This window comes from Pseudomonas sp. GD03842, from assembly GCF_029841165.1.
Taxonomy (GTDB): Bacteria; Pseudomonadota; Gammaproteobacteria; order Pseudomonadales; family Pseudomonadaceae; genus Aquipseudomonas.
This window is the reverse complement of the sequence record NZ_JAOCEA010000002.1, coordinates 481,731-505,300: the sequence shown is the minus strand read 5'-3', so window position 1 is coordinate 505,300 and position 23,570 is coordinate 481,731. Positions and strand designations below refer to the sequence as shown.

At 62.6% G+C, this 23,570-nt stretch carries 19 protein-coding genes, 1 tRNA gene and 2 pseudogenes; 5 read left to right on the top strand and 17 right to left on the bottom strand.

Features of this window, described 5'->3' with window-relative positions; genetic code table 11:
* Positions 1 to 185 precede the first annotated feature (185 nt).
* Entirely contained in the window at positions 186 to 776 is a 591-nt protein-coding gene (locus tag N5D61_RS04775; protein WP_108240513.1) for a TetR family transcriptional regulator, read from the bottom strand.
* Between the two features lie 263 nt (positions 777 to 1,039).
* On the opposite strand from N5D61_RS04775, the gene N5D61_RS04770 reads away from it, so the two are divergent.
* Complete coding sequence (locus N5D61_RS04770) at positions 1,040 to 1,963, top strand: DNA-3-methyladenine glycosylase (RefSeq protein WP_279891102.1); 924 nt, start codon at positions 1,040 to 1,042, stop codon at positions 1,961 to 1,963.
* Positions 1,964 to 2,023: 60 nt separating this feature from the next.
* Here the strand turns inward: N5D61_RS04770 and xylB are convergent, their stop codons facing one another.
* The 6 genes from xylB to N5D61_RS04740 form a co-directional block, all read right to left on the bottom strand.
* The gene (xylB, locus tag N5D61_RS04765; RefSeq protein ID WP_279891101.1) at positions 2,024 to 3,508 is read right to left on the bottom strand and encodes a xylulokinase; all 1,485 of its coding nucleotides are present in this window, start codon (positions 3,506 to 3,508) and stop codon (positions 2,024 to 2,026) included.
* On the bottom strand, positions 3,505 to 4,536 hold the full coding sequence (locus N5D61_RS04760) for a LacI family DNA-binding transcriptional regulator (protein WP_279891099.1): 1,032 nt from the start codon (positions 4,534 to 4,536) through the stop codon (positions 3,505 to 3,507). Before N5D61_RS04760 ends, xylB begins: the two co-directional genes overlap by 4 nt.
* Before the next feature lie 26 nt (positions 4,537 to 4,562).
* A complete protein-coding gene (locus tag N5D61_RS04755; protein ID WP_279891098.1) occupies positions 4,563 to 5,504 on the bottom strand; it encodes an ABC transporter substrate-binding protein in 942 nt (313 codons plus the stop codon).
* Positions 5,505 to 5,604: 100 nt separating this feature from the next.
* Positions 5,605 to 6,597, bottom strand: coding sequence for a ribose ABC transporter permease (locus N5D61_RS04750; RefSeq protein ID WP_108240508.1), 993 nt, complete (start codon positions 6,595 to 6,597; stop codon positions 5,605 to 5,607).
* Between the two features lie 39 nt (positions 6,598 to 6,636).
* On the bottom strand, positions 6,637 to 8,208 hold the full coding sequence (locus tag N5D61_RS04745; protein WP_279891095.1) for a sugar ABC transporter ATP-binding protein: 1,572 nt from the start codon (positions 8,206 to 8,208) through the stop codon (positions 6,637 to 6,639).
* A gap of 374 nt (positions 8,209 to 8,582) precedes the next feature.
* Entirely contained in the window at positions 8,583 to 10,943 is a 2,361-nt protein-coding gene (locus N5D61_RS04740; RefSeq protein WP_279891094.1) for a DNA polymerase II, read from the bottom strand.
* Positions 10,944 to 11,182: 239 nt separating this feature from the next.
* On the opposite strand from N5D61_RS04740, the gene proP reads away from it, so the two are divergent.
* Together proP and N5D61_RS04730 are read left to right on the top strand one after the other, a co-directional pair.
* Positions 11,183 to 12,685, top strand: a complete 1,503-nt coding sequence (gene proP, locus N5D61_RS04735) for a glycine betaine/L-proline transporter ProP (protein WP_108240504.1) — start codon at positions 11,183 to 11,185, stop codon at positions 12,683 to 12,685.
* Positions 12,686 to 12,859: 174 nt separating this feature from the next.
* Positions 12,860 to 13,351 carry a GNAT family N-acetyltransferase gene (locus N5D61_RS04730; RefSeq protein ID WP_108240503.1) on the top strand — a complete coding sequence of 164 codons (492 nt, stop codon included), beginning with the start codon at positions 12,860 to 12,862 and terminating at the stop codon, positions 13,349 to 13,351.
* Between the two features lie 5 nt (positions 13,352 to 13,356).
* Here the strand turns inward: N5D61_RS04730 and N5D61_RS04725 are convergent, their stop codons facing one another.
* Positions 13,357 to 14,073, bottom strand: a complete 717-nt coding sequence (locus tag N5D61_RS04725) for a tRNA (adenine(22)-N(1))-methyltransferase TrmK (protein WP_108240502.1) — start codon at positions 14,071 to 14,073, stop codon at positions 13,357 to 13,359.
* A 127-nt stretch (positions 14,074 to 14,200) separates the two neighbouring features.
* On the opposite strand from N5D61_RS04725, the gene N5D61_RS04720 reads away from it, so the two are divergent.
* Positions 14,201 to 14,539, top strand: a complete 339-nt coding sequence (locus N5D61_RS04720) for a hypothetical protein (protein WP_108240501.1) — start codon at positions 14,201 to 14,203, stop codon at positions 14,537 to 14,539.
* Positions 14,540 to 14,589: 50 nt separating this feature from the next.
* Here the strand turns inward: N5D61_RS04720 and N5D61_RS04715 are convergent.
* Positions 14,590 to 14,665: transfer RNA gene (locus tag N5D61_RS04715), tRNA-Asn, on the bottom strand.
* A 94-nt stretch (positions 14,666 to 14,759) separates the two neighbouring features.
* Entirely contained in the window at positions 14,760 to 16,151 is a 1,392-nt protein-coding gene (locus N5D61_RS04710) for an aldehyde dehydrogenase family protein (protein ID WP_279891090.1), read from the bottom strand.
* Between the two features lie 149 nt (positions 16,152 to 16,300).
* On the opposite strand from N5D61_RS04710, the gene N5D61_RS04705 reads away from it, so the two are divergent.
* Complete coding sequence (locus N5D61_RS04705; protein WP_108240499.1) at positions 16,301 to 17,215, top strand: LysR family transcriptional regulator; 915 nt, start codon at positions 16,301 to 16,303, stop codon at positions 17,213 to 17,215.
* On the opposite strand, the gene N5D61_RS04700 is transcribed toward N5D61_RS04705, so the two are convergent.
* The 7 genes and pseudogenes from N5D61_RS04700 to N5D61_RS04675 form a co-directional block, all read right to left on the bottom strand.
* Positions 17,200 to 17,886, bottom strand: a complete 687-nt coding sequence (locus N5D61_RS04700) for a dihydrofolate reductase family protein (RefSeq protein WP_279891087.1) — start codon at positions 17,884 to 17,886, stop codon at positions 17,200 to 17,202. The genes N5D61_RS04705 and N5D61_RS04700 overlap by 16 nt on opposite strands.
* Positions 17,887 to 17,970: 84 nt before the next feature.
* Positions 17,971 to 18,369, bottom strand: a complete 399-nt coding sequence (locus tag N5D61_RS04695) for a RidA family protein (RefSeq protein WP_279891085.1) — start codon at positions 18,367 to 18,369, stop codon at positions 17,971 to 17,973.
* Positions 18,370 to 18,494: 125 nt separating this feature from the next.
* Positions 18,495 to 18,647 carry a hypothetical protein gene (locus N5D61_RS04690; RefSeq protein WP_279891138.1) on the bottom strand — a complete coding sequence of 51 codons (153 nt, stop codon included), beginning with the start codon at positions 18,645 to 18,647 and terminating at the stop codon, positions 18,495 to 18,497.
* A 36-nt stretch (positions 18,648 to 18,683) separates the two neighbouring features.
* Positions 18,684 to 18,872: pseudogene (locus N5D61_RS26460) on the bottom strand (hypothetical protein); the annotation flags it as partial.
* A gap of 45 nt (positions 18,873 to 18,917) precedes the next feature.
* Positions 18,918 to 19,133: pseudogene (locus tag N5D61_RS26455) on the bottom strand (hypothetical protein); the annotation flags it as partial.
* Between the two features lie 989 nt (positions 19,134 to 20,122).
* Positions 20,123 to 20,947 (bottom strand): lytic transglycosylase domain-containing protein, encoded by an 825-nt coding sequence (locus tag N5D61_RS04680; RefSeq protein WP_279891132.1) that lies wholly within the window; start codon positions 20,945 to 20,947, stop codon positions 20,123 to 20,125.
* A 175-nt stretch (positions 20,948 to 21,122) separates the two neighbouring features.
* Positions 21,123 to 23,456 carry a type III effector HrpK domain-containing protein gene (locus tag N5D61_RS04675; protein WP_279891083.1) on the bottom strand — a complete coding sequence of 778 codons (2,334 nt, stop codon included), beginning with the start codon at positions 23,454 to 23,456 and terminating at the stop codon, positions 21,123 to 21,125.
* Positions 23,457 to 23,570 lie beyond the last annotated feature (114 nt).

Below are 23,570 nucleotides of genomic sequence, written 5' to 3'. Positions count from 1 at the left end.
GGAGCCGAGCCTCAGCAATCATCGAACGAAAAGGTGGGAATGAGCCTTGCGGGATGATAAGTCGATCGTCATGCAAAGCGCGCCGAAACAAAATCTAACATTTGTTAGATGATGGTTACAATCTAAAGTGGTTCCTTGGCTCTCTCTGGTGTGTCTCACCCGTCGAGCCTGGCCGAGGGCGGGGATCAGTCGGCAGTCGGGCGATTCCCTGCAGGCTCGGCCAGCCGCTGACGGGCCTGGGCCAGCACCTCGTTGGCGAGTTCGGGATCGTCGAGCATACGGGCCAAGGTCACGGCACCGATCATCGCGGCCAGCCTGAACATTGCGTCGGCACGGGCGTGGGTCGAGCCCTGCTCCTCGGCCTGCCTGGCCAGGATGTCGATCCAGGTACGAAAACCTTCCGAAATCGCATGCCGCGTATGCTCGTCGGCACGCGCCAGCTCGCTGCCCATCGTGACGAAGGTGCAACTGCGTGCGCAGTCGTCGTGCTGAGTCAGGGATAGAAAGTCGTTGAAATAGTCGGCGAGCCCGCGCTCCCCGCCGCCGACCGCCGCGCTGGCCTTCTCGGCGATCCGTTGCATGGCCGTCGCGCAGGCTTCGGCCAGCAGTTGTTCCTTGGAGTCGAAGTGGCGATAAAACCCGCCATGGGTCAAACCGGCGGCGGCCATGATGTCCGAGACCCGTGTCGCCTGGATGCCGGTTCGCTTGAATTCCCGCGACGCGACGTCAACGATCCGCTTGCGGGTCTGTGCGGTCTCGGCTTTGGATTTTTTCATGGCTGTTCCTGTGTCTGCACCCGAGGCCAGGCGGGGCCGTGGCGTCATGGGGTGCGTCATGGGGTAGAGAAAGCTTACCTAATTGTTCAGGGATTGACGCCTGGCCAGGCGCGCCAGTGGGTCGGCTCTACGCGCTTTTCAGCTATTTCTGCCTGGGCGCCGCGCCAACCGCGCAGTGAGCGCACGCTGCGTGGAACGGCTTCAAACGGTGGCTCGATGCGCTACCCTGCTCCCCCAAGCCGTGCTTTTCCCATGAGGATGTGATGACACTTGCCGCCGCTGCCGCTTATGACGAGCTTGAGCTCGAATTCATCCCGCCGTTCGACTGGACCCGAATGCTGCGATTTTTCAGCGGCCGGGCCACCGGCGGCGTAGAAGCAGTGCATGAACAGGTGTACTACCGGACTGTGAAGGTCGACGATGCGACCGGCTTGCTCAGCGTACGCCGTGATCCGCAGCGCGACGTGCTGATCGTGCGAGTCGAGGGTGAGGCGCGGCATCATCTGGACCGGATGACGCCACGCCTGGTTCGCCTGTTTGACCTCAAGACGCACCCGGACGCCGTCCGCCAAGGCCTGACGCAGGACCCATGGCTCGCCTCGCTGCTCGACAATGCGCCGGGGCTGCGCGTCCCCGGCGCCTGGTCCGGGTTCGAACTGGTGGTGCGAACCATCGTCGGGCAGCAGGTGAGCGTCAAAGCGGCGACGACCATCGTCGGCCGTCTGGTGCAACGCGCCGGTACCGCTGCGACTGAGCCCTCTCACCCCCTGACGCCGTGGCATTTCCCGACACCGTATGCCTTGGCGCAGGTAAACCTCGACAAGATCGGCATGCCGGGCAAACGCGTCGCCGCGCTGCAACGTTTTGCCCAGGCGGTGGCCGACGGTGAGGTGGACATCGATAACGACGAGCCCGACATCGCGACGCTTCGCAGGCAACTGCTCGACATGCCGGGAATTGGCCCCTGGACCGTCGAGTACGCCGCGATGCGCGCCTGGCGTGACGCCGACGCCTGGCCTGCCACCGATCTGGTGCTCATGCAGGCCATCGCGCGGCGGATGCCCGAACTGACCCGCAAGGTCGACCAACTCAAGCACGCGCAGAGCTGGAAGCCATGGCGGGCCTATGTGGCGATGCACCTCTGGAATGAAATTGCTGATCAGATGGGGCTGGCACGCGGCGGCTGAGGCCCTGATAGGCCCTCGCCTGAGCGAGTCTAGAGGGGCAACGAATCATCAGCGCGCCCGTCATTCATGCAGCCCCCGGGCTGCGCTCAGTAAGCTGCGGAACTTCGCATACCGCTCCTCCAAGGCTGGCTGCACGGCGGGCATTGGCTGGAAGCGGGCCTGGATCGGCAGCCCTGCCGACAGGCGTTCCTCGGAGTGACCGATGGCCAGCAATCCCAACTGCGCGGCGCCGATGCAGGCACTCAACTCGCTGCCCTGCAAGGTGAAGATTTCGCGATCCACAATGTTGGCCAACAACTGTGCCCAGTAATCGCTGCGTGCGCCCCCGCCCACCAACGCACAGGCGTTGACGGTGGCCCCCGCCGACAACACCGCATTCAGGGCATCCAGCAGCCCGAAGCCCACCCCCTCCAGCACGGCGTAGCCGAGCATCGCCGGGGTGCAGTCGTGCCCGAGGTTCATGAAGCCGCCACGCAACAGCGGATCGTTGTGCGGCGTTCGCTCGCCCGCGAGATACGGCAGAAACAAGGGGTGCGTCAAGGGAACGGGCCGATCGAGCGGCAAGGCCGCGCGGACCTGCTCCAGCAGCACGCGCTCATCCGGCTGGCCCAGCAGCCGCGTGACCCAGCGCAGACAACTGGCTCCTGCCAACATCGCCCCCATGGTGTACCAGCGGTCCGGCAACGCATGGCAGAAGTTGTGCACGGCACGGGCCGGGTTACCCGCGGGGTGCTCGGTAATCGCCACCAGCGCGGCGCTGGTCCCCAGGGTAATGAAGGCATCGCCTGCGCGGATTGCGCCAATGCCGACCGCCGCGACCGGGTTGTCGCCGCCGCCGGTCGCCACCACAAGGTCCCGAGGTAGCCCGAGCGCCTGGGCCGCTTCGGACGTCAGGCACCCCGCCGGCTCGCTGGCTTCCAGCAGGCGAGGCATCTGCGCGAGGGTGAGGCCGCAGGCGCGCAGCATCGGTTCGTACCAGGTGCGATTGGCCACATCCAACCACAGTGTGCCGGCGGCATCGGAGACATCGCTGGCTCGCGCTCCCGTCAACCGCAGGCGCAGGTAATCCTTGGGCGACAACACGCAATCAACGCGGGCGAACACCGCTGGCGCGTGCTGCTTGAGCCACACCAGCTTGGGTGCCGTCAGGCCGGCCATGGCCAGGCTGCCCGTCACCTGCGCGTAGCCGGGAAAGTCGCGGTTCAGCTGCTCGGCCTCTTCAACGGCGCGTGAATCATCCCAGAGCACCGCAGGGTAAAGGACCTGCCCTTCGGCATCGAGCAGCACCGCGCCGTGCATCTGCCCCGAGAGGCCGATGCAAGCGATCCGGGCCCACGCCATGGGGGCGTCGCTGCGCAGGCGCTCAAGCGCATCGGTGCAGGCCTGCCACCAGTGGAGCGGATCCTGTTCGGACCAGCCCGGTTGACGGCGAGCCGTGGTCAGCCCAGCACCGGCTTTTGCCAGTACGTGCCCGTGACTGTCGAGCAGAATCGCCTTGAGCTCGGAGGTGCCCAGATCGATGCCCAGCGAAACGGCGTCGCTCATGTCGGTTCAATTCCTTTCAACGGGACGCCGGAGGGGCATCCACACGAATTTCGGATGCGCAGCGTGGCGGGCAGCCGTTCAGACTGGCGCTCACCCTCGGGGTCGTCGATGCGCTGCAACAACAATTGCACCGCCCGCTCGCCCAGGGCCTTCACCGGCTGAGCGATCACGCTCAGGCGCGGCAGGAAGAAATCCGCCCAGTCGAAGTCGTCGAAGCCCACGAGCGCCATCTGATCCGGCACCTGCACACCGGCTTCTCGCAGGGCCTGCATGGCGCCGATGGTCATCAGGTTGTTGGCCGCCATGATCGCCGTCGGCGGCACCGGCAATGCCAGCAAGCTCAGGGCCGCCCGGCGCGCCGATTCGCTATTGGACTGACCATTGACCAGCAGGCGGTCGTCGAACCTCAGGTTCGCGTCCGACAGCGCCTGCCGATACCCCTCGATGCGCTCTTCGGTGGTGCTCAGGCCACGGTGCCCGGCAATCATGCCGATGCGCTGGTGACCGTGGCCGATCAGATGGGTGACCAGCGCCTGGGTCGACGCGCGGTTCTCCACCCCCACCTGATCGAAGCCCTCCGCCGCCAGCCGGTCCACCAGCACCGTGGGAATGGCATGGGTCCGCAGGTAGCCGAGTGCTGCCCGTTCTGGATCGCTGGACGGTGCCAACAGAATGCCGTCGACCCGGCGGTGATGCAGCGCTTCCACCACGCGCAATTCCTGCACGGGGTCATCGTGGGTGTCGGCAAAAAGCATCATCAAGCCGTGCCGGGCGCATTCGGTTTCGATGGCGTGGACGGTCTCGCTGAAATAGTGGTTGGAGAGCGCCGAAATCGCCACGCCGAGGGTGTAAGTGCGCGAACGGGCCAGCGAGCGCGCGAGGGTGTTGGGGATGTAACCCAACTCCCGCACCGCTTGCTGCACCGCGTCCACCGTTTGCGCGCTGACTTTGCGCGTGCCGTTGAGCACGTGGGACACGGTCGAGGTCGACACCCGCGCGCGGCGCGCCACGTCCTCCATCTTGACCACGGCGTTCACTCCCTCGGCATGGCGCTTCAGCGTTTGCTCGACCAACCGGTGTAGGTGCCGACATTGTCACGGGTGATCAACTTCGGCGTGAGTTGGGTCACCGCTTGTGCCGGTGGCTTGTCATTGAGCAGGTCATTGCCGATCACCACCGCCTGCTGCGCCATGGCCCAGGGGTCCTGACTGGACGAGGCCTGAATCAGCGAATCGGACTTCAGGGCGTGTTCGATGTCCGGTGCGCCATCGACCGATGTAATGATGATTGCGCTGCGTTTGAGCTGGCGGGCCGCCAGGTCACTGCCAATGGCTTGCGGATCGTTGATCGCGAACAGGCCATCGATTTTCGGGAAGCGGGTCAGATAACCCTGCATGGCGTTCAGGCCGCCGTCGCGGGAGCCCTTGGCGTCCTGGTCATCGGACAGGATCTTGATGTCCGGAGCGGCGGCGAACGCGGACTTGCAACCGGCGACCCGGTCGGTCACTGCAGTGACCTGCGGGCCGTTCTCGATGATCACGTTCCCTTTGCCCGACAGCTTGTCGACGATGAACTGGCACGCCAGCTTGCCCGCCTCGACGTTGTCGGTCTGCACCGTGGCATCCACGCCGGCAGCACTGACATCGACGGCGACCACCTTGATACCCGCGGCTTGCGCTTTCTTGACCGCCGAAGCGATGGCTTTCGGGTCCACTGCGTTGATCAGGATCAGGTCGACGCCTGCCGCAATGAAGTTGTCGATCTGGGAAAACTGTTTGCTCAAGTCGTAATCGGCGGAAACCGACGTCACCTTGGCCTGCGGGTTGATCTCCAGCGCCTTGGCTTTCGCGCCTTCGGCCAGGGTCACGAAATAGGGGTTGCCCAGCGAACCCAGACTGATGCCCACGGATTTCAGCTCGCGGGCCTCGACACTTTGGGCCACGAGTGCAGCCAGACACAACGATACGGCAGTGGGGAATAGGCGTTTGACGTTCATGTTTTCTCTCTTGTGATTGACGCGTTCAACGGGTATCCAGTTCGTGATCGGTGTGGCGGAGCCTTTCCATCAAGGCGCCACGGTGCTCAGCGGCAGGCCCTCAGGTTCGTGCACCGGACTGGCGATAGCGGTCCAACGCCACCGCGCCGATGATCACGATGCCTTTGATGATGTACTGCCAGATGTCCGAGACGCCCAGAAGCACCAAGCCATTGGTCAGCACGGCAATGATCAGCGCCCCGATCAAGGTGCCGCCGATGGTGCCCACGCCCCCAGTGAAGCTGGTGCCGCCGAGGATTACCGCAGCGATGGCGTCCAGCTCATAGGATTGCCCGAGCTGCAGGCCGTTGGCCGCGAACAGGCGCGATGCGCTCATCACGGCGCCCAGCCCCGCCAGTGCACCTGAAACGGCGTAGACGAACAGCAGGACTTTCCACACCTTGATCCCGGACAAACGGGCAGCTTCAGGATTGCCGCCCACCGAATAGATTTGCACGCCCATGACCGTGCGCCGCAGGATGAACCAGGAAATCACGATGACCGCTGCGGCGATCACCACCAGCCAGGGCACGCCGAATAACGCATCGTTGCCGATGAAGGCGAACGGCAGGTCGGGGTTGAACACCGTCTTGTCGTCCGCCAGCAATCGGGCCAGCCCTCGCATGGCGGTCAGCGCACCCAGGGTGACGATGAAGGGCGGCAAGCGCATGAAGGCGATCAGCCCGCCATTGACCAACCCCAGCAGCAAACCGAAGCCCACCCCGGCGAAGATCCCCAGCATGCCCCACTGCGGCGACATCGAGGCTTGCAAGGCCACGACCGCCGAGGCCGCGAGAATCGCCCCCACCGACAGGTCGATACCGGCGGTGAGGATCACGAACGTCATTCCCGCCGCCAGCACCACATTGACCGAAGCCTGCTGGGTGATGATCGACAGGTTCTGCCAGGTCATGAAACTGTCGGTCATCAGCGCGAAACCGAGCACCAGCAATACAAGCACCGGCAACATACCCAAGGTGCGCATCAGGTCACGCATACGCTCGCGCTTACTGATCGCGGCGACGGCGGGCGAGTTTTGCAGAGGCAGACTCATCGTCCAGGCTCCTTATTATTGTCGTTGAGGTTCAGGCCTTCATATCGCAGCGCCGATGGCGTCGGAACCCGGTTGCGCAGCCTGGCCGCCCGTGGCCAGGTCGATGATCCGCTCCTGGGAAATCGCCTGCCCCGACGCGCCGCCGACTTCCGCCACCAACTGCCCTTCGCGCATGACCAACACCCGGTCGCAGGTGCCGATGATTTCCGGCAACTCGCTGGAGATCACCACAATGCCCACCCCGGCTTTCGCGAGTTCGTTGATGATGCGGTAGATTTCCGATTTGGAGCCGATGTCCACCCCACGGGTGGGCTCGTCCAGGATCAGCACGTGAGGTTTGACTTCCAGCAGTCGCGCCAGCAGCACCTTCTGCTGATTGCCACCGGACAGCGCACCGACATTGACCCTGCCCGACGCCACCCGGATCGACAGCGAACGGATGGCCTCCGCGGCCCGTTGCGCGCCTTTGCCACGGTCCAGCACGCCCGCGGCATGGGCATCCGGCACACAGGCACAGACGTTGATGTTGTCGCGCACGCTCATGTCGAGAAACAGCCCTTGCGCCTTGCGGTCTTCGGTGAGGTAGACCACTCCCGCGCGAATGGCATCCGCTGGGGTGTGCAGGTCCGTCACCGGTTTGCCCGCAACTTCCAGGGTCCCTGAGCGGCGCGGATCGGCCGCGAAAATCAGCCGCGCCAGCTCCGTGCGCCCTGCTCCGACCAGCCCCGCGATACCCAGCACCTCGCCGGCATGAAGGTCAAAACTGCAGGGCTTGACGCGCTTGCCGTCCGCCATATCGCGGACCCGCATCACCACTTCCCCGGGATCGTAGGGCGCGTGCTCTTTTTTGTAGAACCCGGACAGGTCGCGGCCCACCATCATTTTTACTAAGGCCTCGGCAGACAGCTCGTCGCGACGCAGCATGCCGACGTACTCGCCGTCACGCAGGACAGAAACGCGGTCGGACAGCTCATAAATCTCGGCCATGCGATGGCTGATGTAGATGATCGCCAGCCCCTGATCGCGCAGTTGCTTGATCAACGCGAACAAGCGGTCCGTTTCGCGGGATGACAGCGGGGTGGTCGGCTCGTCCATGACCAGGATTTTCGCCTTCGCATGCAAGGCCCGGGCGATCTCCACCAACTGGCGTTCGGCGATGGACAACAGGCTGACTTTGGTGGACGGCTTGAAATCCGCCCCTAAGCGCACGAGGACATCGACGCAGCCGGCCTCCATCGCCTTGCGATCGATGCTCCACCCGCGGCGCAGTTCGCGGCCCAGATAGATGTTTTCCGCCACGCTGAGATTCGGGCAGAGGCTCAGTTCCTGGTAGATCACCGCAACACCCTGCGCCTTGGCCGTCAGCGGGTCGAAGGCCGACAGGTCATTGCCGGCAATACGGATCTGCCCTCCCGTGTCGGCCTGATAAGCGCCGGAGAGTATTTTCATCAAGGTGGATTTGCCCGCCCCGTTTTCACCCATCAGCGCATGGACTTCACCGGCATAGACTTTCAACGAGACTTCCTTGAGCACGCGCAGGCCGTTGAAGGTCTTGGAAATGGCCTTCATTTCCAGCACGGGATCGAGGGGTTCAGCGAGGACGGCGCTCATGGTCGCCCCTGCGCAATCGATGGAGAGGGGGCGTCAACGAGCATGCCTGTAACGGGCGGCACAGCGTATGGGCTGTTCATCAGTGTCTCCGAGGCTCTTGTTTTTATGCCTGGGCCGCCTCGTGCACCGCGTGCAGAGGCCGCTCTCGGGAAGTACCTTGAAACACAATAGAAGAGCTGAAACGATTCGCGCAAGCGCTTGCGCGCGCCCAATTAAAAAAAGCGACCTGTGGCAGTCGCTCTTCGGATCGCTTCAAAGGCTCTGGCTCGCACCCTTGCGAGGCATGAGCCCCGCTCGTTGGGCGCTCGTAAATTTTTCGCCTGTGCTTGGCCATCGTGTGTGAAGCCGCACCGCCCCGCAGGCCAGGCGCTTGCCTAGAACAACCCCATCTGGCCGCCAATCAAGGTCGTGAAGTCGTCGTCGACGAAGGGCAGTATCGCGTCGGCGATCGGCTGCAGTTGGCGCGTGATGTAGTGGTCGTAATCGATCGGTGCACTGCGGCATTCCAACGGCTCAGGACCGGCCACAGTGATCACGTAGCTGATCCAGCCGCGGTTCTGGTATTGCAGCGGGCGGCCCTGGCGACGGTTGTAGTCATCGGCCAGGCGAGCCGCGCGAACGTGAGGCGGCACATTGCGTTCGTAATCATCGAGGGAACGGCGCAGGCGTTTGCGGTAGATCAACTGGTCATCCATTTCCCCCGCCAGCGTCCTGCGCACGTAGTCGCGGACGTAATCCTGGTAAGGGCGGCGCTGAAAAATGCGCTTGTACAATTCCTGCTGAAAGGCCTGGGCCAACGGTGACCAATCGGTGCGCACGCTTTCAAGGCCTTTGTAGACCATTTCGTCCTCGCCGTTGGCGCGGGTGACCAGCCCGGCGTAACGCTTCTTGCTGCCCTCCTCCGCGCCACGGATGGTCGGCATCAGAAAGCGCTTGAAGTGTGTTTCGAACTGCAGCTCCAGGGCGCTCTGCAGGCCGAACTCGGCGCGCAAGTGCTCGCGCCACCAGTCATTGACGCCCTGCACCAGGGTTTTGCCGATCTGCGCGGCTTCTTCCTGGCCATGGGGGCGCTTGAGCCAGACGAAAGTGGAATCCGTGTCGCCATAAATGACTTCGTAGCCCTGGGCCTCGATGAGTTCACGGGTCTGGCGCATGATCTGGTGGCCACGCATGGTGATCGATGAAGCCAGACGGGTATCGAAGAAACGGCAACCGCTGGAGCCCAAGACGCCATAGAAGGCATTCATGATGATCTTCAGCGCCTGAGACAGTGGCCCATTGCGCTCCCGCTTGGCGGCTTCGCGCCCCTGCGCCACGCGCTCGACGATGGCAGGCAGGCAATGCCGGGTCCGGGAAAAACGGCCGCCGCGAAATCCGGCAACCGATTCACTGTCGTCGGGGTGCTTCAAGCCTTCGATCAATCCAACCGGGTCGATCAGAAAACTGCGGATGATCGAGGGATACAGGCTCTTGTAATCCAGCACCAGCACCGATTCGTAGAGGCCGGGACGAGAGTCCATGACAAAGCCGCCGGGGCTCGCTTCGGGCATGCGCTCGCCGAGGTTGGGGGCGACGAAGCCCTGACGGTGCATCAGCGGCAGGTAAAGATGCTCGAAGGCAGCGACCGAGCCGCCGCTGCGGTCGGCGGGCAATCCGGTCACCGTGGCCCGTTCGAGCAGGAACGTCAGCAGTTCGGTCTTTTCGAAAATCCGGGTGACCAGCTCGCAATCCTTGAGGTTGTAGCGGGCCAACGCAGGCTTGTCCTCAGCGAACATGCGGTTGATTTCGTCCATGCGCTGGTAGGGGTTGTCGATTGCCTTGCCCTCGCCCAACAGCGTCTGGGAGACGTTTTCCAGGCTGAACGAAGGAAAACTCCAGGTCGCCGAGCGTAGCGCCTCGATGCCGTCGATGATCAACCGTCCCGCCGCCGAGGCGAAGTAATGATGGGCCTGACCGTGCTCCCGCCAGCCCATGGCCTCGCCATCACGCCCCAGGCGCAGCGGCACATTGAGGCGTCGGGAATGTTCATGCAGCACCCGCAGATCGAACTGCACCACATTCCAGCCGATGATTGCGTCGGGATCATGCCGGGCCATCCAGCCGTTGAGGCGCTCCAGCAGCGCGGCTCGGCTGTCGCAGTATTCCAGCGAGAAGTCCACGCCCGACGCATCGCCATTGGGCGGGCCGAGCATGTACACCTGACGCTGGCCGCAGCCCTCCACGGCGATGGAGTACAGCTCGCCACGCTCGGTGGTTTCGATGTCCAGTGAGGCCAGTTTCAACTTGGGTCGGTAATCCGGTGCGGGCCTGAGGTGCGCATTGAGCCAAACGCCGCTGGCATCCGGTTGACCGCTGAATTGCACGGGTGCGGTGATGAAACGCTCCATCAGGTAGCGCTCGGGAGGCCGTACATCGGCTTCGTACACGTCCACACTGGCCTTGCGCAGTTCCTTTTCCAGGTTCATCAATTGCCGGTGCTGCCGGGTGTAGAGCCCCAGCACCGGCCGATGGCGGAAATCACACAGTTCCAGCGGCTTGAGTTCGACGTGGCGTTCCTGGCGCAGCACGGCTTCGGCCCGCTCGCGATGCACCGCTGGAATGAACGCCGTCGATGTCTGCGGCGGCAGACGCAGGTGGCGTGGCCCATCGTCGGTGGCCAGCCAGAAGTCGACCTCGGTCCCTGCCTCCGTGTCACGCCAATGTCGGGTCAGGACAAAGCCCTGCTGCACATCCACTGCTACCGCCTTGAAGAAACCGATGAATAAGCCGTGATTCTACGGGATCGGCACGCAAATGCGCGTCCGGTCTCCCTGCGTTCACCGGGCAAACGGACGGACGCCATCGCGGGTCCTGCTGGGAAAAAACCTGGCGATACTGAATTTTTTTGTATCCCTTCGTATCTGAACCAAGAGCGATGCCATCACACCGACAGCATCGACGTCCTGCGATACCGATCAGCAACCGAGTGACCCGAATGAAATCAGGCAAGAAAAAAGTCCAGCCCATTGGGCTCAAAGACATCACCATCGTCGACGATGCAAAGATGCGCAAGGCGATCACCGCCGCAGCACTGGGCAACGCCATGGAGTGGTTCGACTTCGGCGTGTACGGCTTCGTCGCCTACGTGCTGGGCAAAGTGTTTTTCCCCGACGCAAGCCCAGGGGTGCAGATGATTGCAGCCTTGGCCACCTTTTCGGTGCCGTTCCTGATTCGGCCGCTGGGGGGCGTATTCTTCGGCGCGCTAGGGGACAGGTACGGTCGCCAGAAAGTCCTGGCGGCCACCATTGTGATCATGTCGTTGAGCACCACCGCCATCGGCCTGATTCCCTCCTACGCGTCCATCGGGATCTGGGCGCCCATCCTCTTGCTGTTGGCGAAAATGGCCCAGGGCTTTTCGGTCGGCGGCGAATACACCGGTGCCTCGATCTTCGTTGCCGAATACGCCCCCGACCGTAAACGCGGGTTCCTCGGCAGTTGGCTGGACTTCGGTTCCATCGCCGGTTTCGTTCTGGGCGCGGGCGTCGTGGTGCTGATTTCGGCTGTCATCGGCGAGGACCAGTTCCAGGAATGGGGCTGGCGCCTGCCGTTCTTCCTGGCGTTGCCGCTGGGCATGCTGGGGCTTTACCTGCGCAACGCCCTTGAAGAAACGCCTGCGTTTCAACAGCACGTCGACAAGCTGGAACAAGGCGATCGGGAAGGTCTGTCCGGTGGCCCGAAAGTGTCGTTCAAGGAGGTCGCGACCCAACACTGGCGCAGCCTGGTGACCTGCATCGGGATCGTGGTGGCAACCAACGTCACCTATTACATGCTGCTCACCTACATGCCGAGCTACCTCTCGCACAACCTGCATTACAGCGAGAACCATGGGGTGCTGATCATTATTGCGATCATGGTCGGCATGTTGTTCGTTCAACCCCTGATCGGCTTCCTCAGCGACAAGATCGGCCGCAAGCCTTTCATTATCGTGGGCAGCATCGCGCTGTTCGTTCTGTCGATCCCGGCGTTCATGCTGATCATCAGTGGCAAGATCGCTTTGATCTTCGCGGGCCTGTTGATCCTCGCCGTGGTGCTCAACTTCTTCATCGGCGTGATGGCCTCCACCCTCCCCGCGATGTTTCCCACCCACATTCGCTACAGCGCGCTGGCCAGCGCATTCAACGTGTCGGTATTGATCGCTGGCCTGACCCCGACGGCCGCGGCGTGGCTGGTGGAAAGCACCGATAACCTGTACATGCCAGCGTATTACCTGATGGTCATCGCGGTCATCGGCCTGGTCACGGGTGTCACCATGAAAGAAACCGCTAACCGACCGCTGCGGGGTGCCGCGCCTGCGGCTTCGGATATCCAGGAGGCGCGAGAACTGCTGCAAGAGCACCATGACAACATCGAGCAGAAGATCGAAGACATCGACGCGCAAATCGCCGAACTGGAGGCCAAGCGCAAGGAACTGGCACAGCAGCATCCTCGCATCGACTGATGCCCTCTCGTGCCCCTGCCCAGGGGCACGCCCCTTCAGAAGCGGCGGACGGGCGGCCCATTCGTAGCGGCCAAGCGATCGACTACAAATGCGCGCGTCTGCCCCGCCGTAAAAAAGCAGCGCAGTCAGCCGGTTTTTTTTATCATGCCGTCCTCCCCGCACGATGAGACTGCCATGACCGCCCCCGTTTTTCGCACCGCCACCCTGGCCGATGTCGAGCGCTGCTTCGAGATCGAAACCACGGCCTATGAGGGTGATGAAGCCGCCACCCGTGAGAAGATCGCGATCCGCATCGCCCAATACCCGGAAGGTTTTCTGATCATGGAGCTGGCCGGGCAGATCATCGGCTTCATCAATTGTGGCTGCGCCCATCAAGTAGTGATGTCCGATGAAGCGTTCAAGGAGTTGGTCGGTCATGACAGTGCGGCGCCGAACGCGGTCATCATGTCCGTGGTGATCGACCCAGCCCATCAAGGCAAAGGCTACGCCAGCCTGATGATGCGCACCTTCGTCGAGCGCCTGCGTGCGCTGGGCAAACGCACGATCCACCTGATGTGCAAGGAACGGCACGTCGAGCTGTATGCGCGCATGGGCTACCAGTACGTGAAACCTTCCGAATCGGACCATGGCGGCATGGCCTGGCATGAAATGGTCATGACGCTGTAGACCCTTCAGTTTCCTGACGTGCTGCCTACGCCGAGCATGTCGCTGATCCACCGCACTTCCCTTTCGATGGCGTCCACTTTCTCGCCGGGCACCGGCCGCCGGGCGCGAGCGAAATCGGCCAGCGTTCGTTGCCGGCCTTCGAGCAGGCGCTGCCACTTGAGCAGAAATGCCGCGGGGCGGGATTGCAGCAAAAGCGGGCCGAAATACAACGCTTCGGGGCTGTAGCGAACGGGCCCGGTGCGCTCGGCGACGATGATTTCGTAATCGAAACGGTTTTCCCGCAAGACCTCTTCGTGAAGAATGCGGTAGCAGTTATCCATCAGCCATTGGCGCAGGGGCTGCTCGCCGCCATTGGGTTGCAGAATCAGGCGCTCCTGGCCGGTCAGCCGCTCGTGGTCGCGGTCGAGGATGTCGCGAATGGTTTCGCCGCCCATCCCGCACAGGCTGACGGCGGTGATACCGTCACCCGGTTCAATGGCGGCCAGTCCATCGGCCAGACGCACCCGGACGGTCCCTTCCAGGCCGTTATCACGCACGGTCCGCAGGGCGGCAGCGAAAGGCGTCTGCGCCACCTCCCCCGCCACGGCAGCTTCGATGAGCCCGCGACGCTTCAAGGCCACCGGCAGATACGCATGGTCGGAGCCAATGTCGGCGAGGCGCGCGCCCCTTGGCACGCACTGCGCAACGCGCTCAAGGCGGGCGGACAATAGCTGTTCGTTCATGGGCATATTCCTGGAGGGGTCGATCCTGACCCTTTACTCAACTTTTACGGAACGCAGACGTTCCTTTACAGCGATTCGGGGTTTCATGACTCCATGGCGAACCCAATACCTCGCCTGAGGAGACACCATGATTTCTAAGATGACAAAAGCCCTGATCCTGTCCGGTTGCCTGGTCGCTGCGGGTGCCGCATCGGCCGCCGATCGCGACGTCGTCGTGCCGGTCATCGCCGGGGCCGCAGTGGGTGCGGTATTGGCCACGGTGATCAGCGGCTCGGGCCATGATCACCACCGCCCCGATTATCGGGATTATCGGCCTCGCCCGCGTTACCAGCCGGTGTATCAGCCGGTGGCCTACGTGCCCGTCGCGCCACGCCGGTTCGCACCGCCACCCCCTCCGCCGCCACACGCCTGGCACCCGCGGGGCCATGACTATCACGTCGACTACCGTAGGGACAATCGCTGGTAGACGCCCACAAAAAAGGCCAGCTATTTAGCTGGCCTTTTCCGTCTTCTATGTGGCTCCACGACCTGGACTCGAACCAGGGACCCAGTGATTAACAGTCACTTGCTCTACCAACTGAGCTATCGCGGAATGCGAGCTATCTTACTGATTGAAAAAGGGAAGTCAAGCAACCGGTCGAAAAAAATCGAAGGACGCCCTGACACAGGATCGAGGCGTCCACTGATCAGCGACGATCCAGCCACACCGTCTGGGCGTTGCAGAACTCACGAATGCCAAAATGCGACAGTTCGCGGCCAAAACCGCTTTTCTTCACGCCGCCAATCGGCACCCGTGCGTCGGACGCGGTGTAGCCGTTGATGAATACGCCACCGGTTTCCAGCCGAGCCGCGATGTCGCGCGCCTTGGTCACGTCAGCGCTCCAGACGCTGCCTGCCAGGCCGAATTCGCTGTCGTTGGCCAAGGCCACCGCGTGGTCGGCGTCGCGGGCGGCAATCAGCGAGGCCACCGGGCCGAACAGCTCTTCCTTGAAAGAGGTCATGCCCGGGCGTACGTTCGCCAGGACAGTGGGCGCGTAGTAGTTGCCTTTTCCTGGCAGCTTCTCGCCGCCGAGCAACAGCGTCGCGCCCTCCTCCAGGGTCTTGAGGACCTGGCCGTGCAACTCGTCGCGCAAGTCGTATCGGGCCATCGGGCCGATATAGTGCGCTTCATCCAAAGGGTCACCAACCTTGAGTGCGTTGACCGCCGCAACGAACTTCTCGGTGAACACCGGCAACACGCTTTCTTCCACGATGATGCGCTTGGCCGCGACGCAGATCTGGCCGCTGTTTTGGTAGCGACCGACAGTGGCGGCCTTCACCGCCTCGTCCAGATCGGCGTCGGCCAGCACGATGAACGGGTCGGAGCCGCCCAGCTCCAGCACACACTTCTTCAACGCAGCGCCGGCCTGGGCGGCAATGGCAGCGCCCGCCCGGACGCTGCCCGTTACAGCTACCGCAGCGATGCGCGGATCGGCAATGGCGCTGGACACGCCTTCGTTGCCGACGTTGATCACTTCGAACACGCCCTCGGGGAGCCCGGCTTCAGCCCAGGCCTCGCGCAGCAGGTAGGCGCTGCCCATGACGTTGAGGGCGTGCTTGAGCACGTAGGTGTTGCCCGCAAGGATCATCGGAATCGCGCCGCGCATGACTTGCCAGATGGGGAAATTCCACGGCATGACCGCCAGAATCGGCCCCAGTGGCAGGTAGTCGATGTAAGCCTTGTCGTTTTCCACCGGGGTCTTTTCAGGGGCCAGCATGGCGGGGCCATGCTCGGCGTACCACTCGCAGGTCACGGCGGTCTTTTCCACTTCGGCGCGCGCCTGGGCAATGGGCTTGCCCATTTCCGCCGTCATCATCCGCGCCAGGGCGTCGGCCTTGCGACGCAGCACCTGGGCGATGGCGCGCAGTTGTGCGGCGCGTGTGCTGACCGGTTGCCTGCGCCACTGACTGAAACCGGCCGCAGCGCGCGCCAGCGAGCGTTCCAGATCGGCAGCCTGCTCGAAAGGGTATTCAGCGAACACCTCACCGGTGGCCGGGTTCAGGGAGATGGCATGGGTCGACGATGCGTGTACGGACATGGCGATAGCCTCCAATAAGGGTTGATCTTCACCCGCGAGCGGCTGCCCGTTGCTGAAGTCTTGGCGCCACGATAGGCTTTGGAAGAAATTTCCGATAATGAATAATTATCAAAAATACATTCTCTAAAAGAGAAAGAAGGCGCTCTCCCGTGGACCTGACACAACTCGAACTGTTCAAAGCCATCGCCGAGGAAGGCAGCATCACCGCCGCCGCTCAGCGCCTGCACCGCGTGCCCTCGAACCTGACCACCCGCATCAAGCAGCTCGAGCAGGAACTGGGAGTCGACCTGTTCATCCGTGAAAAGCTGCGGCTGCGCCTGTCCGCCACTGGCAGGACCTTTCTGGAATACACCCGGCGGATTCTGGAGCTGGTCGAGGAAGCGAGACAGGCGACGTCCGGCTCCGAACCCCAAGGCGTGTTTTCCCTCGGATCAATGGAAAGCACGGCGGCAGTGCGGATTCCTTCGCTGCTGGCGGCCTTTCACCAACGCTACCCCAAGGTCGAGCTGGACCTGTCGACCGGCCCGTCAGGCGACATGATCGATGGCGTGCTGTCCGGCCGGCTCAGTGCCGCGTTCGTGGATGGCCCCCTGCGCCATCCTGACCTGGAAGGGATCGAGTTATTCGAAGAAGAGATGTTGTTGATCACCGCCGCCAGCCACATGCCGGTGACCCGTGCTCAGGATGTCAGCAGCAAGACGGTCTACGCCTTTCGCCAGAACTGCTCGTACCGCCGACACTTCGAGGCGTGGTTCAAGGCGGACATGGCGACGCCGGGCAAGATTTTCGAGATGGAGTCCTACCATGGAATGCTGGCCTGCGTGACGGCGGGCGCCGGGGTGGCGATGGTCCCGCGCAGCATGCTGGAAAGCATGCCGGGCAGTCGTAACGTCAATGCGTATCCTCTGAACGAAGAATTCCGCTACCTCAACATCTGGTTGACGTGGCGCCGCGGTGTTCGCTCGCCTGCGCTCAATGCCTTCATCGACCTGGTACAAGGCGCCGTCGGCACGGCGCCTGTTGGCCGGACGCCCTCGTTACATGCGAATCAAGCGCAGTTGTAACGCAGCCAGACCGCGCCGCCTTCCTGCACTTCGGCGCTGGTAAGTTTCAGGTGTGCGGCCTGCTGCCACGCCTGGGGCGAGACTTCGAAGGAAGCCGGATGCTCGCCACGGCCATCGATGAGCGGCAACACCAATACGCTGACCTCATCCACCAGACCGGCGTTGACGAAGGATCCGCTGACATGCGGCCCCCCTTCCACGATAAAGCGCTGGCAGCCCAGTTCCTCGCTCAAGCGTTCTACTGCCTGGGCGAGATCGATCGTCTGCTTGCCCGCGAACACGTAGGACACCCCCACCGATTGCAAGTACGCCAGGTAATCGTCCGCGACCGCCTCCGTCAGAACCTCCACGACATGGGAGCCCAGCGCCTCGTTGGACTTCCAGGCCACCTTGCCCTGTGGGTCGATCGAGATCGCGTAGGTCTCGGCATTACGCTCGACAATGTGCGACGTGCGTGGAATCGGTGAGCTGGCCAGGCCGGTGGGGTAGCCTTCATCGTGGGCGATTTCCTGCATGGCCACGCGGCCGCAGATCCAGGCATCGAATTCGAACGTTTGCGCCAGGCGCTCGTAGAGGTCGCCCGCGGCCTTTTTGAAGGCACGGTCCCAGCCGTCAGTGAGGGCGTGACCGTCCAGGGAGGACATCATGTGGCAGATGATATAGGGCTTCATGGAACACTCCAGGCTGTATGAGACTCTGTCAAACGACCTGCCACGAAAACGGTTAGTTCAGCCTTTCAGGATCAGCGCCACCCTTCACGTCGAACGCCGTACCGCCACGCATTTGATCTCTACCAACAGCCCCGGGCGAGCCAGCTCGCTCACGCCGATGCATGTCCACGCACACAGGCCGCGCGGAAAAACTCGGTCCTTCACCGCGCGGAAGACTGCCATGTGCTCGGACATGTTCACGTGATAAGTGGTCATGTCGACCACGTCAGCGAAAGTGCAACCACCCGCTTCCAACACTTGCCGCAGGTTGTCCCACGCAGCGAGAAACTGGCGTTCGGGGTCCTGGATCACCTCAAGGTCCGCGGTGCGGCCGACCTGACCCGCGCAATAAAGCGTGTCGCCCACCATGACGGCCGGGGCGTAACCGGCGCGGTCCGCGATAATTTGCTGAAAGGGAGGAATGATAATCGTGCGGTCCGACATCGGGGGCTGTCCGGGGTTAAAACTGCGAATCTAGCACCTTCGGCCCGCACTGGCCCGGAAAACGGCAGCGCCCTCGGCAGATGTTGTGCTGCAGAGGGCGCTGTTCAGTTGCACTGACGGCGCGCTTATTTGGTCAGACGGTCGTAATCCATTTCACCGGCCACTTCCCGGAAATTCATGTGGTCCAGTTTTTTACTCTGCTCGGCCAGACGCGCGGCACCGGTCCTGTCGGCTCCATCGGACGCCAAACCGCGCTCAGGCTGACCATTCGCGGCCACGGCGTTTGCACCCACATGATCCGCACCATCAGCGGCTACACGATTGGCACCCACGCGGTCCGCACCATCGGCCGCGACGCGGTTGGCGCCCACGCGATCCGCTCCATCGGCGGCTACCGAATTTGCGCCCACATGATCGGCGCCGTCCGCTGCCACACGGTTGGCACCGACGCGATCCGCACCATCGGCCGCTACACGGTTGGCGCCCACGCGATCCGCACCATCGTCGGCCACCGAATTTGCACCCACATGATCGGCACCATCCGCTGCAACACGGTTGGCACCCACGCGATCGGCACCATCGGCCGCTACACGGTTGGCGCCCACGCGATCCGCTCCATCGGCCGCTACACGGTTGGCGCCCACGCGATCCGCTCCATCGGCCGCTACACGATTGGCACCCACGCGATCCGCTCCATCGGCTGCGACGCGGTTGGCACCCACGCGATCCGCTCCATCGGCGGCTACCGAATTTGCACCCACATGATCGGCACCGTCCGCTGCCACACGGTTGGCACCGACACGATCAGCGCCATCGGCCGCTACACGGTTGGCGCCCACGCGATCCGCTCCATCGGCGGCTACCGAATTTGCACCCACATGATCGGCACCGTCCGCTGCCACCCGATTGGCACCGACACGATCAGCGCCATCGGCCGCTACACGGTTGGCGCCTACACGATCCGAACCATCGGACGCTGTCGCATTGGCGCCGACATGATCGGCGCCGTCGGAGGCGGTCCTGTTGGGCCCGACTTTCTCAGAGCCGTATTCGGCGACCGTTTTGCTGTCATTGACGTCGGACGCTGCAAAAGCAACGGATACACCCACTGCCAGCACGGAAACCGTGAGGCCCACTATCAATTGTCTTTTCATAACCGATGCTCCAGATGTCATGTCGGTCGGTACGAGCCCACGGCCCGATAGTTGCCTGACTCGACAATAAAACGATGCACTTGAACTCAATAATCAGGTGTTTTTTTGCAACTAACGAACTCGGCCAGAACAGCCGGTGGTCGATCACGATCAATGCACTGGCCTGATAGGCTTGTGCCCACACTTGCTTAGGGTAGAACCCTTTCTCCAGGCGTGCCTGGCAATTCCAGGTTGCCCGCCGAATGGGGTTTCATATCTTACCGAAAGATTCGAGCGAAACCCCGCCCATTAGTTCGTCGGAACGCAATAAAAGCACAATTGTGCAAGTTGCCGCCGCTGCAACTTCGAAAAACGCCATTGACGATTCAGTAATAATGCAACGCTCGACATGCCTCAATTAAGTGCACGCCGTGTTAAACCGGTAATAACCGGACGAGCAAGCTGCGTTAACCGATTGATTTGACGATACTTGGGACAGTGCATGTTGAAACGACGAACAGGCTGAAGCCGCAACAATGGAGAAGCCCAAGCCACTGCTTGTGCCATCAGCGGCTTGGGCGGGGGTGTAGGACCGCTGCCGGGTGCGGCAGCGGTTAAGATCAGGCTGGCAGTTGGCCCTGGCCGCTTTCGATGATCTTGGCAAAATTCATCACGTTGTCTACGTAGTTGGGATCGCCCACCCCACCCACGTTGGCAAGGTCACCCTTGACCACTTTGTCCGGCCCTGAGTTATAGGCGCGCAGTGCCGAGCCCCAGTCGCCGAAGGCCTGGTGCTGGTCACGCATGTACAGCGCGCCCGCCATGATGTTGTCGTGGACATTGTTCACGTCAGCATTGCCCAACAAATCGGGGTTTTCCTTTTTGAGCCCAGCGAAGGTGTCAGCGTTGACTTGCATCAGGCCCGCGTCGGTCTTGCCGTTGACGTTGGTGGTGTCCTGTCCTAGCTGACCGCGAGACTCAGCCCAGATCTGGCCCGCAAGAATGTTGGCAGGGACACCGGTGGCGTTGGAGGCGTCCAAGATGTCGCTGCGATACGGCTCTAGCTGTTTGGGCAAGTGCAGATCGCCCGACCCGCTCACAGCGGTATCGTCCGTGACGCCGCGAGCTGCGTTGCTGGCCGGGGCATTGACGCCCGAACCCCCGCCCTCGACGCCACCGCCACCGCCACCATTGTCCACTGCGCCGCCCCCTCCACCGCCTCCCCCACTGTTCTGCGCGGCGAGGTTCTGGGCATTCGGCTGAGCGTTGGGGTTGTTCTGCTTGAGCAACTGCATCAGTTCCATCAGCAGCGTCAGGATCTGCTGCATGATGCCGTTCTGCGCGTTGTTACCGGTAAGCGCATTGCTGGCATTGACTTGCGGATCCTGACTGTTGGGTGGCGCGAAGTTCACCTGTGACGGCTGCGCGGCGTTGGCGAATAGCAACGTGCTGGGGTCAATGCTCTGGTTGCCGCTGCCACCGCCGGTGAGCGCGTTGTGCTGCCCGGACTTGCCGCTCAGCGAGGAAAAGTCCGTGGGGGTGCTCAGGTCCTGTAACGGACGAAGCGACGAAACACCGATACTCATGATCGTTTACCTCTTTCAGCTCAGGGGGAATGAATCAATGGGCCTTGGGAATGCCGAACTGGTCCAGAACCGGGTCGACGTTATGGTCGAAGGCTTTCTGCGCCTTGTGCTTTTTAACCGCCTCGATGATTGCGGAGATGCCAAAGCCCAGGCTCATGGCCGCGTCAGCGATCCAGCCGACCACCGGGATCGAGGCGCCGATGGCCGCCCCCGCGGCCAGCCCGGCCGCCTCGCCGACGACCATGCCCGCCACTCGACCGCCCACTTTCGCGGCGACCTCACCCAAGCCCGCGCGCCCGGCAGACTTGGCCACCGCGTCGTAGCCATGCTTGGCCGCCGAGAGTCCCGACTTGGTGCTGTCATAGAGGGTTTTGGCAGCGTCGGTCTTGTCGCCGCGAGCGAGCATGTCCGAGACCGACGCAAAGCCAGCAATGGACTGGAATGCCTTGGGTCCCACATGCGAGGCGGCCTGCATCAACATTGAGGGCGCGTGATCCTTGTCGCCCTTGGCGTTGTCCAACACCTTGCGCCCAGCCTTGGAATCCTGAAGCTGGCTGAACGTCGCCTGTACGTAATTGCCTTGCTGCCCCTGGACGAAGCTTTCGGACAGCACACTGTCGTAGGCCGCTTTCTGCGCATCCGCGCTGTTGAGCGCCTGCTCCCCGTCGGCTTTTTTGGCGTGAAGCAACTGCCTGACCGCCCCACCTTCGCTGAAATTGCGAACGTAAGAATCCTGGATGCGCCCTTGCAGGTCGGGGCGCCCGCCCAGTACCTCTTGCGCGGTGGGAACAGCGGCATCAGGGCCGAGCAAGTCCTTCTGCATCTGCAACTGGGCCGATAGCCCGCCCAGGGCACTGCTGTAATCCGCATTGGGCTTGTCCTTGGTCACGGCTTTGTCTGCGGTGTTCAGATCGGCTTGCAACGCCTGCCCACTGTTGACCCGCTGCATCTGCTCGGTAACCGCCTTTTGCAGGGTCGGGGTGCTGTTCACCAAGGCCCGAGACTGCTGGGGAATCTGTTGATCGAGGAACGCCTGCACATCGGGGTCGGCCTGGAGCTGTGCGATTTTTTCGTTCAGGGCGTCCTCGGTCTTGCCGGTTTTGCGCAAATCCTCGCCAGCCTCCACGCTTTGCAGCGTCTGCTGCAGCTTCACCATGACCGCGGCTTTCTGCTCGCCGCTATAGGCTGCAGGGTGATCGAAGACATCCTTGCCCAGTTTGCTGATATCGGTATTGGCCACCGAATTGAGGGTGGCCGCGTCGCTGAGCACGCTGGCGAACTCTCCGCCATTGGTAGGTGCCTGCTTTTTGATCCAATCGCTAATGTTGCTCGCGCTGAACAACTTGTCCGGGCTGTGGGCGGCCAGCGAGCGCCCCGACAGACCGCCCTGGTCGATCTGCGTTAGAAAGCCCGGCTGTGCCCAGGTCTTCGCGGCCTGACGCAGAGGGCCGGCCAAGCCGGGGTTATCGTTCTGCAGCGCTTTGAGGCCATCGGCGCTGGTGAGTCCGTCGACCTTGGTTTCACCCTCGGTCCCGGCCGCGTGTTTCGGATCGGCGGCCTTGGTCAAGGGTTCATTGGCACGCATCAAGGCTGCGCTGCGGACCAGCTCCAGGGATTGAGGGTCGGCGTCCGGATGGTCCTTCTGATAATTGGCAATGTCTTTGTCGGCACTGTCAGCCGCCTTCTGCATATGCTTGGCGAAGGCTTTGAGGTCACCATCGGTGATCTTGCCATCGGCCTTGCCGCCATGCTTGCCGGTGTCGACCGCCGTTTTCAGGGCCGGATTGGCGTTGATGAAGTCCATCGCTTTGGCCGCATCGGGGCCTTTTTCAGCGGCCATTCGGGCAGCGGCGATCGGCCGGTTCAGTTCCTTGGCTGCCTGTTCGCGCTGTTCCGGTGGCAGATGGGCGACCATGGGTGCCCATCGCTCCAATTCCTTGGGCGAAGAGTATTTGGAATCATCGAGGAAGCTCGCATCGTCGGCTTTCGGCACGTCGGCCGTGGCAGCAGTTGCAACGGGCTTTGCGGCGTTCACATCTGTTGCCGCTGCCGTTTTCTCGGCGCCAGTGGCCGCGGCCGACGGCGCTGGCCCATCTGGGACAGCCTGCGGGCTGTTCTGCGGAAGTTGAACGTTGCCCTTGAACAACTGGGTCAACTGCGCGAGCAGGGACAGCAATTGTTTCTCGGTCGTGTCGCCACCGACCGGCGCCTGCGCCGTCGCGGTGCCGAACTGCACGTTGGCGTTCTGGGTAGAAAGTTGGGGTTTCGCAAGCTTGGGCGCTGAAACGTCAAGCGGTGGATGTCGAGTGGCCTGGCCGCTGTCAGCCTGGGGTGAGATACCGCTGTAGGGACTGTTCGAGATACGCATGAGGGTCGCCATCCGGGATCGAGGGATGGCAACTGTGTGGTTCTCGAGGCGAGTCGGTTCCGGCAAATGTTTCTATTTGTTTCGCGCGACCCTGCCCCCTTTCATGTGCCAACA